A 12,668-nucleotide genomic window follows, 5' to 3' on the forward strand; every position below is an offset into this window, starting at 1 on the left:
CATGGACTACTTCGCCGCAGTACGGGCCTTCGTTTGCGCAGCGGAACTGCAGAGCTTCAGCAAGACGGCCAATGCACTGTCAGTCAAGACCTCGACTGTCTCCCGCTACGTCAGCGAACTCGAAAGAGATCTGGGCATCGCCCTATTCAACCGGTCGACGCGCGGCCTCGTCCTGACAGAAGGCGGCCGGCTGTTTCGTGAACACGCCTTGTTAGCGTTGCAAGCACTCGATGACGCGCGCGAAGTGACGTCGTCGCTAAATCGCACGCCACAAGGCGTGCTGCGCGTGACAATGCCACCGGCATTCGGCCGCCTGCACATCGTGCCGCATCTGCCGGCCTTCATGGCGCGCTATCCTGATATCGACCTCGACATCGTCTCTACGGACGAAACGCTCAACATGATCGATGCGGGCATTGATGTGGCGATCCGTACCGGCGTGCTGCCCGATTCGTCATTGATGGCGAGGCGCCTGGCACCGCATCGTCGTATCGTCTGTGGCAGCCCGGCGTATTTCGCGCGTAGCGGCACGCCGCGTGTGCCTGGCGATCTGGCCGCGCGCGATGCGCTTCGCGTGTCCCTGGTTCCGGACGACAAATGGTATTTCACGCTGGTCACCGCGGACGCGCGGGCGTCGCAAGAACAGGAACAGGTGCTGGTGGAGTTGCAGGGGCGCTTGCGCGCTGACGACTCCGAAGCCGTGCTCGCGCTCGCCGTGGCCGGTTGTGGCGTGGCGCTCCTGCCGACATGGCTCGCCTCTACGGCCCTGCGCGGAGGACGCTTGCAGCACGTGCTACCGGAATGGGAAGCACGCACCGGACGAGCCGAACCCGCGGTCTGGGCGGTCTACCCACCGAAGAAGATCGTCTCGTCGAAGGTGCGCGCCTTCGTGGATTTCTATGCCGAGTCGTTTGGCGAGCCGCCGTACTGGGACGACGGCCTCGCACTGGAGCGTCAGCCTTGATGGGCGAAGCGGATGTCTAGCGTGCGCAGGTAAGTCTGCAAGCCTGCATCCTGAATCGGAATCACATAGGCGTTTTCGTTCGTTTCGTTGAAATGCGCATGCCAGTGTCCCGGCGGCGTGACGAATGCCATCCCCGTTTTCCAATCGACGCGGGTCGGGTTCACGATATTGCCATCCCTGTCCAGTTCCGTTCCGACCAGCGTATAGACACCCGGCTTGCCGCTGGCGATGAAGTCGAGTGCAATCGACTGGTGCCGGTGCGGCTTCTGCACCGAGTTGGGCGGCACGATGCCGAACATCGCCCACAACACATGCGTGACCGTGCGCGTCTGCGGAAAGTTGGTGTTGCCCATTAGTACGCTGATGCGGTTGCGACGACCCGCGTTCGCTTGTTCCGCGACCGCGCGCAGTGCTGCCTGCGCCTCGGCGGCTGGATAGCGTGTCGGCGCAAAGCGCGCATGTACTCCGGTGGTACCAAGATAGGTCAGCAGCGGCGCGTCATTGACGTAATAGAGCGTGGCCGTCGCAGCAGCGGACAGCACCGTGGCATGGCCGCCCGGGAACGTGAAGAAATCGCCCATCGAAAAGGGGAAGCTCGTTTCGGACTGCTGCACGCTACCCGCTCCGCTAATGACATAGCAGACCTGCGAGGTCGCATTGGGATCGAGTGTCAACGCGTCGCCCGCATTGATGCGCAGGAAGTTGGCGCTCAAGCCGGGACCGGTCGCGGGACCCGGGCAGCCCAACTCCGCAGACAGGTCAAGCGGCACGACTCGGGTTGCGCCGTCTGCATAAAGCGAAGGCGAGAAGCTGCAGAACGGCACACGCGAGATGAGCTTCGCACCAATCGGATTGGCGGACGAAGTGTATTCGAAGTATTGCGCGTCTTCCGTGGCGACATTCGGTTTGGTGAGAAGCGCGGGGGATGTCCTGGTCAGCATGGTTTTGCTCCTTTTGAGTTTTGAGGGGGCTTCGCGCGGTTCCATTTGTGAGGATCCGCATCCGAAGGCTGACCTGACTTTAGGCGCGGGGCGTTGGCGCCGGAAGTGCCGGACATCGAAATCACCTTTGCGCAAAAGGAACACCGTGCCACGACGGTTTCGAGGCGCGGCGGGTTGTTCGTGCCGGGCCGCTAGGCAGTTCATCGTCGGCCAAGGTTTGGCCAGGAGGCAATGTTCAACGAGGTTGTGTTGACGGGCCGAAATCGTACCGAAGGACGTTTGATTTCGGACTCTGATCGACCGCTTCACGCCCTGAGGCGGTCCGTCAAGCTTTTAGAAGGGGGAAGCATGAGGTTTGCAAGAAGGGGCGAGCCTCGCTTCCTCAATGCGTTTAGATAGACGCTTTCGTCGTATCGTGTCCCAGTCTGCCAGCAGCGGTAGAGGATGCGTATCCATTTCAACACCAGCCATTTCTCTTGAGGCCGGTCTAGCGGCGTAAGCACTCATGCTGGCAGGCCGTCCTGTTCATGGATTTAGGGATTTCCCAGGCAGCCACAGGCCTCGGTAAACCAGAGATCCGGGCCCGACGACATGGGTTCGACATGTTGTTAAGTGCCGCGCTAACAGGACCTTTCAAGCCGCCTCTGGTGCCATCGCGAGAATATGCCCGGCACGATCAATTCGATGCTGATGTGACATGGCTTAGCTCCCTAAGCATTGGAAACGTTTCGGGTCTTAACGTTTCCTTCAGATCGGTCTAGTACGATCTTGTGCAACATGGGTTTCACAGTATTCGACCACATGCTGTGCATCCCGTCGCGTTGGTACGTTGACGGCAGTTCCTTCTGCTGGCGGTTTACGCATCGAGGCGCCAATTGAAGTATCGGAAGGTTTGAATAGATCCGGGGCGGACTGAAGTTGCCTTCAATCGTCGCCACCATGATCCATGGCGATCATGGTGCGGGCCGCGATCGTCGTTCACGTTGCGTCTTAAAGTAACTGCAGAAAGCTAGTTACGCGAACCTTTCGCCACACTGCTGCGCGAGGGCGAAAATGAGATCGATGACTTCTGGAATCAGGGTGACAGGGAGACGGTGCGGAGCCGCCGCAATCACGGCGTTCACTTTTTCGGGCGCATATGCCGGCGGGATCGATCATGAAGTCGCGCTGGATCAGAGCGGCATATGGAACCGCAATGTTCAGCTCGCACTTGAATACGCCGTGATAGCCACGACGGCGGGTGGGGCTCTGTGGCTTGGGAACGACAACGAACTGGGCCATACATTCTGGCAATCGGCCGACGCTACGGCGATATCGGCGGTCGCTGCCCAAGGCATGAAGTATGCGTTCGGTCGCCAGCGGCCCAGCGCTGGCCAGGGACCGAACCAATGGTTCAGCGGCGGAAAGAGTTTTCCCAGTGGTGAAGTCACCCTTCAGGCGAGTTTCGTAACGCCGTTCATCGTCAACTATGGTCGGCGTGATCCGTGGGTTTGGGCACTCGAGGTGTTGCCGCTCTATGATTCGATCGCACGCGTGAAAAGCCAGGCGCATTGGCAGACCGACGTCCTCGCCGGTTGGGCGCTGGGCACGGCGGTAGGATACTTGAGCACGACGTGGCAGACACCCCTGTTCGTGCAGATTCTCCCGCACGGTTTTACGGTTGGCTTCGCGAAGCGGTTCTAGATCTGGTTGCGAAACGGACGTGACTGGTGTGCAGGTGGCGGCGCGGCGACGTCCTGACCTCGTTTGAACAACGCTCCGTAAGTTCGACGCGCAGAGTTTGCTCGCCACCACCCGTATCCAGCATCGCGAACCGTCATCGCGATGGAATGGCCGTTTGAATCCGCCCTCCAAACCTGACGATTTCACCACGTTGCGTCGAAGGACCGAAAGGGGGCGACAGTACGCATTCGCTCGCAGCGAGTGCGACATTCGCCAACTCCGATATGCAAATGTCGGAAATGCGACTTGGAGCGGCCTCACAAACCCCGACAGCCGAACGTCGGGTATGGCCGATGAGAAGCGACCGCCATCCCTCAGATTTAATGGCTGCTTCCTGGGTGCAGTGGAAGCCTGAGTGTCCGAGCTGGTTACGGAAGATTGATTGTTGGCCGATCACCACAGGTGCCGCTGCTCGTGTACGGCTATAGCTTTCGGTTGGGAGCTCACACGCGAGGCACTAACCCGAGTCATTGCTCCAAATGCCAACGCGCCCAACACTGGGGGGGACGCTTTTGAAGTAAGTCGAGCGAAGCTCGCCCGCCAATTTGACACCGACTGATTTTGCGTCTGCTTCACTAAGGTCATATAAACCCGACCTCGTCGGTGGCATTCCGCGAAGGCGGGCAATCACTCTTTCTGCAACATTCAGCAGCGACTCCAATCACTTATTAACCATCCTCGCCGGCGCACTAATAGCAAGCAAACCGCCCAGCACCATGAACGCCGCCAACATATACATCCCCGAATCGTTCGCCGCGGTAACCTCCTTCAACCACCCCACAGCATAAGGACTAAGGAAACCGGCAAGGTTGCCAATCGAATTGATCATCGCAATCCCGGCAGCGGCGCCGGTGCCTGCCAGAATCGCCGTAGGCAAACTCCAAAACAACGGCAGTGTAGTGAGGATGCCCATGGTAGCCAGCGTCAACCCAGTCATGGCAAGCAGGGTGTTATGCGCCCAAACGACGGAAAGCACGAGCCCCACAGCACCAAGAAACGCCGGCAACGCAATATGCCATCTCCGTTCCCTCGACCGATCCGCACTCCGCGCCACAAACACCATCGCCACAACAGCCGCCGCAAACGGCACCGCCGATAGCAGCCCAATCAAAAACGCATCGGTAACGCCGGTCGATTTGATAATCGTCGGCAACCAGAAGCTCACCCCATAAAGCCCCATCACAAACGAGAAGTACGTGAGGCTCAACATCAACACCCGCCCGCTAGTGAGTACCTGCCGAATCGGCATATCGTGCTTGGTCGCTTCCTCAGCCGACACCTGACTCTCAAGCAACTGCTGCTCTTCCCGGGTCAGCCACTTAGCCTTCGAAATCCGATCATCGAGCATCACGAACACGATGATCCCAACCAGCACCGACGGCACCCCCTCGAGCAGAAACAGCCACTGCCACCCGTGCCACCCGTTCACGCCGTTGAAGTTCTTCAGGATGTACCCAGACACCGGCCCACCAATCACCCCCGACAACGCAATCGCCGTCATAAACCAGGTCGTCATCCGTCCACGCCGATGCGCCGGATACCAGTAGGTGAGATACAAAATAATCCCAGGAAAGAACCCCGCCTCTGCAAGTCCAAGCAAAAAGCGCATCACATAAAACATCGTCGGCGTGGTGACTAACATCGTCAGCATGGATATCACGCCCCACGAAATCATGATCCGCGCGATCCAGACACGCGCGCCGACCTTATGCAGGATCACGTTGCTCGGCACTTCGAAGATGAAATAGCCGATGAAGAAAATCCCCGCGCCGAAGCCATACACCGCATCGCTCAAGCCAAGATCGGTGCTCATCCCGAGCTTCGCGAAGCCGACGTTCACACGGTCCAGATAGGCAACGATGTAGCAGAGCATCAATAGCGGCGCGAGCCGCCAGGTAACCTTGCGATAAGTCGCCTCTTCGAACGTCGAAGGCGGCGCGCCAGCGCCGGGATGGTGGAGCGGATTTGCAGGACTAGCCATGACTATGTCTCCTCATTTTTATGGAATTGAAGTGCCGCCGCCGAACGATTCTATCCGCGCCAGGTCTTTTGCAGGACGAATCGATATTGGGGGAAAACACTGACCGCGCACGCAGTGCGTGCGCAGCGCTTCATCTACCGCTACACGCAGCGCCCCCCATCCACTTCGAGACACACGCCGGTAATAAACTCCGCCTCATCCGAAGCCAGATACAGCGCCGCATTCGCAATATCCTGCGGCGTCGAAAACCGCCCGAGAGGAATCCCTGCCAGGAACTTCTGCCGGTTCTGCGGCGTATCCTCGACCCCCATGAACTCGGACAACAGCGCGGTCTCACCGATCACCGGATTCACGCAGTTCACGCGAATCCGCTCCGGCCCCAGCTCGACGGCGAGCGACTTGCTAGCGACGATCACCGCGCCCTTGCTGCCGTTGTACCAGACGAGCCCGGGCCGCGGCCGCACGCCCGCCGTCGACGCGATATTGATGAAGCTGCCGCCGCCTTGCTCGCGAAAATACGGCACGAACTCCTGCACGCTCCAGTAGATGCTCTTCACGTTCACCGCATAGACGCGGTCGAACTCGGCCTCGGTCACTTCGAGTACCGGCTTGTTGCGATGCGTGGTGCCCGCGTTGTTGACGACGATCTGCACGCTGCCGAAGTCTTCCAGCGCGGCCTCGCGCAGCGTGCGCCAGTCGTCGCGTTGCGCGACGTTGCCGGGGACCGCGATCGCCTTGCCGCCCGCAATCGCGATCTCACTCGCGACGCGTTCGGCGGCCGGCCCGTTGAGGTCGTTGACCACGACGTTCGCGCCTTCGCGCGCAAAGGTCTTTGCGATGCCTTCGCCGAAACCCGAACCGCCGCCCGTGACGATGGCCGTTTTACCTGTCAACCGCATGATGTCTCCGTTGTTTGTGATGGATAGAGCGATGCGTTGTTGCGTGTAACGTGCTGCTCGCGCCGATCGCGAGCGAGCCCTACGGCACCCGCTAGCCGTGCCGGATCGCGATCGTCTTCAGCACCGTAAAGCCATACAGCGCCTCGAAGCCTTTCTCGCGACCATGTCCCGAATGCTTGACGCCGCCGAACGGCAATTCGACGCCGCCGCCCGCGCCATAGTTGTTGATGAACACCTGGCCCGAGCGCACGCGTCGGGCGAGGCGCATCTGGCGCGCGCCATCGCGTGTCCAGATGCCGGCGACGAGCCCGAACCGCGTGCCGTTCGCGAGCGCGAGCGCTTCGGCTTCGTCGCGGAACGACATCGCGGCGAGCACCGGACCGAACACTTCGTCGCGCGCGAGGCGGTGGCTCGCGGGCACGTCGCGCAGCAAGGTCGGGGCCTGATAGAAGCCGCTTTCAGGCGCTTCGGGAATCACCTCGCCGTGCGCGGCCATCGCGATGCCGTCGTGTTGCGCGTCCGACAGAAAGTCCCACACGCGTTGCTGCTGTTTCGCGCTGATCAGCGGTCCGCAGTCGAGGTCGGCATTCGACGGCCCGACGCGCAACGCCTGAAAGGCGCTGCTGAGTCTGTCGAGCAGCGGCTCGTAAATCGCCTGTTCGATCAGCACGCGACTGCCCGCCGAGCAGGTTTGCCCGGCGTTCTGCACGATCGCGGAGATCAGCACCGGCAGCGCGGCGTCGAGATCGGCGTCGGCGAACACGATTTGCGGCGACTTGCCGCCGAGTTCGAGCGTGACCGGCACATGGTTTTCGGCGGCCATCTGCGTGACGAGCTTGCCGGTTTCGGGCGAGCCCGTGAAGGAGATGTGATCGATGCCCGGATGACGCGCGAGCGCGGCGCCCGCTTCGTGTCCATAGCCGGTCACGATGTTCAGCGCACCGGCCGGCAAGCCGGCCTCGGCGGCGAGCTCTGCGACCCGCAGCACGGAAAGGCACGCGTCCTCGGCCGGTTTGACGACGCACGCATTGCCGGTCGCGAGCGCCGCGCCGACGCTGCGCCCGAAGATCTGCATCGGGTAATTCCACGGCACGATGTGGCCGGTCACGCCGTGCGGCTCGCGGATCGTCAGCACCGTGTAGCCAGATTGGTAGGGCAGAGTTTCGCCGTGCAGCTTGTCGGCCGCGCCGGCGTAGAACTCGAAGTAGCGGGTCAGGGCGGCGGCGTCGGCGCGCGCCTGCCTGAGCGGTTTGCCGGTGTCGCGCGCTTCGAGCCGTGCAAGGTCTTCCTGGCGCGCTGCCACCAGCAGCGACAGCCGGTACAGCACGCGGCCGCGCTCGGCGGCGCTCAGCGCGCCCCATGCGCCGTCGAACGCTGCGCGTGCGGCGTGCACGGCGGTGTCGATATCGGCCTCGGTGCCGCGCGCGATGCGCGTGAACGGCTGGCCGTCCGAGGGATCGAGTACGGCGATCGATTCGCCGCCGGAAGCGGCGCACCACTCGCCGCCGATGAAATGCCGTGCTTCTTCCATGCATGCTCCTTGATGACGTGCGGCCGGCGTGCGGCGGCGCGGGTTCGAAGGGGAGACACAAAACGGTAGAGACGCGAAGCGAGACGCCAGCCGATTATCGCGCCGATCCGACCGCGGATGCCACCTGCCGATTGGCTATAATGGCGCATTCCGTACGGTCCGGTGCGCGGCCCCGTCGTTCGGGGCGAGAGGGGTTTCAGTGCCCGACGTTCGCGGTTCGCACACAGTTCGCACCGCATCCGCAGCCCGCGCGCCGTTCGCCGCCTTCCGATTTCCATCCCCTTCAGAGAGCGCTCATGAGCTTCAATCACGTTCCCGCAGGCAATGACCTTCCGCACGATTTCAACGTCATCATCGAAATCCCGGCGCAAAGCGACCCGGTGAAGTACGAAGCCGACAAGGACCTGGGCCTGCTCGTCGTCGACCGTTTCATCGGCACCGGCATGCGCTATCCGGCCAACTACGGCTTCATTCCGCAGACGCTGTCGGGCGACGGCGATCCGGTCGACGTGCTGGTGATCACGCCGTTCCCGCTGCTGGCAGGCTCGGTCGTGCGTGCCCGCGCGCTCGGCATGCTGCAAATGACTGATGAGTCCGGTGTCGACGCGAAGCTGATCGCCGTGCCGCACGACAAGATCTGCCCGATGACGGCGAACCTGAAGTCGGTCGACGACGTGCCCGCTTACCTGAAGGACCAGATCAAGCACTTCTTCGAGCAATACAAGGCGCTCGAGAAGGGCAAGTGGGTCAAGGTCGAAGGCTGGGCCGACGTCGATGCTGCCCACAAGGAAATCAGCGAAGGCGTGGCGAACTACAAGAAGTAAGCGCGCCGCGGTTCATCCGCTTGCTGCATGCAGTACGAAAACCGCGCGAGTCCGCAAGGACCGCGCGGTTTTTTCATCTGATTTGCGCGGCATTCGACTACCGTGCAACAAGCGCCGCGATCTTCGTCTGGCACGCGCCGTCTCGCGCGCATAACCTGAATGCATCGCTCCGATGAACGGAACGCATTTTTATATTTAGGTGTAAACCCTTATCATTCGCCGCACGACCTCGCGCGCGAACTCACGGCATCAACGCGCATTTCCATCACTTCAAGAACCACGGTCCGGATGATGAACCGCAGCAAGCCCCACTCGACATCGCCGCGCTGGTCGACCCGGCTGCATTCGGTCGTCACCGCGATCTATCGCAAGCGGCCGGTCTGGATGGTGTCGTTCGCGGCGAGCGAGGCGAATCTGTCGGAGGGCTTGAGGGCGGCGTGCGCATCGACGGCGATGCTCGCGCTCGGCAACGTGCTGCACGATCCGGTATTTGCGTGGGCGGCGATCGGCGCGTTCTGGACCTGCCTCGCCGATGCCGCCGGCTCGAACCGCGCGCGCTTCATGTCGATGATGAGCTTCGCGCTGCTGTCGACGCTGTGCGGCGGCATGACCGCGTTCGCGTCCGCCTCGGGTGCTGCGTGGGCCGCGCTCGCGGTGCTCGCGTTCACGACGCTCGGCGCGTTCGGCCGCATCTGGGGCGCGGCCACGTCGCAGGTGACGATCCTCGCGGCGACCGCCTGCGTCGTGATGGTCGATCGGCCGATGCACGGCGCGCGCGCGGGTGTCGCGTTTCTCGGCGTCTATCTGGTCGGCTGTCTGTTCGCGATCGTGCTGAGCTTGACGGTGTGGCGCATTCATCCATTCGGCGCGAGCCGCGCGTCGTTGCGCGCGGTGTATCTGCGCCTCGCCGATGTCGCGTTCGACAGCGCGCGGCTTGTCGGCGGCCGTGCCGCGCCGCGCGAATGGGCCACGCATGCCGCGCGCTTTCGCGCCGATGCGCGCGCGTCGCTCGAACGTTCGCGCGATGCGCTCGCGAACGTGCCCGCATCGAAGGCGGGCGGGGCGGCCGTCTACGACACGTTGCTCGGCCTGCTGACCGATGGCGAAGCGCTGTTCGCGTATCTGATCGCGGTGTCGGGCGCGGGCGCGAAAGTGCCCGACGATTCGCGCCGCACGCAACGCGCGGTGCGCTCGCTCAATGCGATCGGCGAAGTGCTCAGCGACATCGGCAGCGCGACCGGCGACGCGCGCTGGGAACGTCTCGCGGACCCGCAGGCGCGTCTGCGGCGTCTCGCGCATCGGCTCGAAAGCGCGTTGCTCGAACCGGTGAAGCTGCAATCCGGTTTCGAGCTCGTCGATTTCGCGCCGCGTGAGGTGCACGTCGAGCCGTGGAGCGCGTGCGTCGCGCGTTATACGGCGCGCGCGTGGTCGACGCTGAAGGCCAACCTGTCGTGGCAGTCGGTCGGCTTGCGCCATGCGGCGCGTGTCGGCGTGACGACGACGGCGGGCTTCGTCGTGATTCGCGCGCTCGGTCTGCCGTTCGGCTATTGGGCCACGATGGCCACGCTGCTGATCCTGCAGCCGTCGATCGCCGCGACCTGGCCGCGCAGCATCGAACGCGCGATGGGCAGTATCGTCGGCGGCGTGCTCGCGGCGGCGATCGGCTATGCGATTCATTCGCCGCTCGGCATCTCGCTCGCGGTGTTCCCGCTGGTGATGGCGACGATGGCGCTGCGCCCCGTCAGTTACAGCCTGTTCGTGCTGTTCCTGACGCCGACCTTCGTGCTGGTCGCCGACTTCGCGACGCCGGGCGCCAACGAGTTGGCGTTCGCGCTGACGCGGCTCGGCAACAACGTGCTCGGCTGCGTGCTCGCGCTGCTCGCGACGTTCCTTCTATGGCCGACGCGCGAGAAGCTCGATGTGCGCGTCTATCTCGGCGACGCGGTGCGCGCGAATCTGGCGTATCTGCGCGCGTCGCTCGACGCGCCTCGGCATGGCGGCAAGGAGATCGAGCAATTGCGCCGCGCCGCGGGCCTCACCAGCAACAACGCGGAGGAAGCGATCGGCCGCGTGCGGCTCGAAAAGCTCGAGGACTCGATGGCCGATACGGTCACGCTGACGGTGCTGAGCCTGCTGCGACGGATGGCCGGCACCGCGACGCAGTTGCGCCTCACTGCGAACCGTCGCGACATGCATAGCGAACTCGACGAATGGGTCGAGGCGGTCAGCGCGGCGATCGAGGCCGCGCTGAACCGCACGTTACGGCCGGTGCGGCTCGAGTTACCCGCTCGCGCGCAATTGACGTCGCTGGAAGCAGATGTGGTGGGCGAGCTGGCGCGGGTGCATCGGCTGCTGACGGAGAGGATGCGGGAGGCGAGGGGGTAGCACGACTCAGCCGTCCGAACGCTCGCCGTCTTCCGCGACGTCATTCACCGCTGCCACCGGCAACACCGACTGCAGCGTGAACACCCCGGCCGCCAGCGCCCGTTTATCGGCCGCCGTGAGCCGCTTGACCCAATACTCGGCGCTCGACGCGCTCGACCGGTCCGCCAGCTCGAACGACGCCAGCACCCGCACCGGCTTGCGCGAGCGCGTATAACGCGCGCCCGTGCCGCTCAGATGTTTGTCGAAGCGAGCAGCGACATCGGTCGCGATGCCGGTATAGACGCTGCCGTCCGAGCATTCGAGCAGATAGAGAAACCACGCCATAACCGCGCTTCTAGCCTTTGAACGGATTGTGTTCGCGCAGCTCGTCCACGTACGCGTGGATGCTGTTTTTTTCGTTATCGAGGAAATGGCCGACCGCATCGGCGAATGCCGGATGCGCGAGCCAATGCGTCGAGCGCGTGACCGTGGGCAGAAAGCCGCGCGCCATCTTGTGCTCGCCCTGCGCGCCGCCTTCGAATGCGCCGAGCTTTTCTTCGATGCAGAATTCGAGCGGCTGATAGTACGCGGTTTCGAAGTGCAGGCACGGCACGTGTTCGAGCGCGCCCCAGTAGCGGCCATACAAGGTGCCGCCGGTTTTCTCGTCGCGCTGATAGACGACGAGCGAGCTCGCGATCGGCTTGCCTTCATATTCGGCGATCACGAGCAGCAGATTCTCCGGCATCGACGCGCCGATCATCCGGAAGAAATCGAGGTTCAGATACGGACTCGAAAAATGCTCGCGATAGGTTTGCCGATAGCACTTGCTGAAGAAGCGCCAGTCGGCATCCTCGATGTCTGCGCCGCGGATCCTTCGCATCGTGATGCCGGCCTCGTGCACCTTGCGCCGTTCGGCGCGGATGTTCTTGCGCTTCTTCTGTTCGAGCGTCGACAGAAAGTCTTCGAAGTCGCGATAGCCGTCGTTGAGCCAGTGAAACTGCACGCCTTCGCGTTGCATCATGCCGATATCGGTGAGCGCGTCCGCTTCGCTCTGCGTCGGAAACAGCACGTGCAGCGACGACACCTCGGCCTGCTCGGCGAACGCCATCAACGTGGCCGCGAGATGGCGCAATGCATGCTCGTTCGCCGACAGCAGCCGGTTGCCCTGTACCGGCGTGAAGGGCACTGCGCACAGCAGCTTCGGGTAATAGGGCAGGCCGTTGCGCTTGTACGCGTCGGCCCAGGCCCAGTCGAACACATATGTCATATCTCGATTTACGGGAGTTTGTGTCCAGGTAGGGTTTACGTTCATTCCGTATTTCAAAAAGCTGTTCGAGACGACCGGCAGGGAGTCGAGGTGGCTGCAGGGCCGGCAGGCCCGAAGCCGGGAGGGGGTCCGGGGGAGGGGCGCGAAAAATATATCAGCAAATCATTGAAATGGT

At 62.7% G+C, this 12,668-nt stretch carries 9 protein-coding genes and 1 pseudogene; 4 read left to right on the forward strand and 6 right to left on the reverse strand.

The genetic code is table 11. The features are described from left to right. Nucleotide 1 precedes the first annotated feature (1 nt). Nucleotides 2-964: a LysR substrate-binding domain-containing protein gene (locus OKW37_RS08390; protein ID WP_429407059.1), complete on the forward strand. Its 963-nt coding sequence runs from the start codon at nt 2-4 to the stop codon at nt 962-964. Here the strand turns inward: OKW37_RS08390 and OKW37_RS08395 are convergent. After that, entirely contained in the window at nt 955-1,905 is a 951-nt protein-coding gene (locus OKW37_RS08395) for a cupin domain-containing protein (RefSeq protein ID WP_429408461.1), read from the reverse strand. The genes OKW37_RS08390 and OKW37_RS08395 overlap by 10 nt on opposite strands. A gap of 1,062 nt (nt 1,906-2,967) precedes the next feature. On the opposite strand from OKW37_RS08395, the gene OKW37_RS08400 reads away from it, so the two are divergent. Beyond that, entirely contained in the window at nt 2,968-3,588 is a 621-nt protein-coding gene (locus tag OKW37_RS08400; RefSeq protein WP_221309084.1) for a phosphatase PAP2 family protein, read from the forward strand. Nucleotides 3,589-4,288: 700 nt separating this feature from the next. Here the strand turns inward: OKW37_RS08400 and OKW37_RS08405 are convergent. The 3 genes from OKW37_RS08405 to OKW37_RS08415 form a co-directional block, all read right to left on the reverse strand. Continuing rightward, nucleotides 4,289-5,608, reverse strand: coding sequence for an MFS transporter (locus tag OKW37_RS08405; protein ID WP_184059550.1), 1,320 nt, complete (start codon nt 5,606-5,608; stop codon nt 4,289-4,291). A 140-nt stretch (nt 5,609-5,748) separates the two neighbouring features. Continuing rightward, a complete protein-coding gene (locus OKW37_RS08410; RefSeq protein WP_090803537.1) occupies nt 5,749-6,507 on the reverse strand; it encodes an SDR family oxidoreductase in 759 nt (252 codons plus the stop codon). 91 nt (nt 6,508-6,598) lie between these two features. After that, nucleotides 6,599-8,038: an aldehyde dehydrogenase family protein gene (locus OKW37_RS08415; RefSeq protein WP_429407056.1), complete on the reverse strand. Its 1,440-nt coding sequence runs from the start codon at nt 8,036-8,038 to the stop codon at nt 6,599-6,601. Nucleotides 8,039-8,334: 296 nt separating this feature from the next. Between OKW37_RS08415 and ppa the strand changes: the two genes are divergently transcribed. Together ppa and OKW37_RS08425 are read left to right on the forward strand one after the other, a co-directional pair. Then, nucleotides 8,335-8,862, forward strand: coding sequence for an inorganic diphosphatase (ppa, locus tag OKW37_RS08420; protein ID WP_090803541.1), 528 nt, complete (start codon nt 8,335-8,337; stop codon nt 8,860-8,862). Between the two features lie 288 nt (nt 8,863-9,150). Next, nucleotides 9,151-11,247 carry an FUSC family protein gene (locus tag OKW37_RS08425; protein WP_429407054.1) on the forward strand — a complete coding sequence of 699 codons (2,097 nt, stop codon included), beginning with the start codon at nt 9,151-9,153 and terminating at the stop codon, nt 11,245-11,247. A gap of 6 nt (nt 11,248-11,253) precedes the next feature. Here OKW37_RS08425 and OKW37_RS08430 read toward each other — a convergent pair whose 3' ends face one another. Both OKW37_RS08430 and OKW37_RS08435 read right to left on the reverse strand, forming a co-directional pair. Then, nucleotides 11,254-11,571, reverse strand: a complete 318-nt coding sequence (locus tag OKW37_RS08430) for a GIY-YIG nuclease family protein (protein ID WP_090803545.1) — start codon at nt 11,569-11,571, stop codon at nt 11,254-11,256. A 10-nt stretch (nt 11,572-11,581) separates the two neighbouring features. Then, nucleotides 11,582-12,487: pseudogene (locus tag OKW37_RS08435) on the reverse strand (GNAT family N-acetyltransferase); the annotation flags it as partial. Nucleotides 12,488-12,668 lie beyond the last annotated feature (181 nt).

Origin of the sequence: Paraburkholderia sp. MM5482-R2 (assembly GCF_050436125.1) — a bacterium.
GTDB lineage: Bacteria > Pseudomonadota > Gammaproteobacteria > Burkholderiales > Burkholderiaceae > Paraburkholderia > Paraburkholderia tuberum.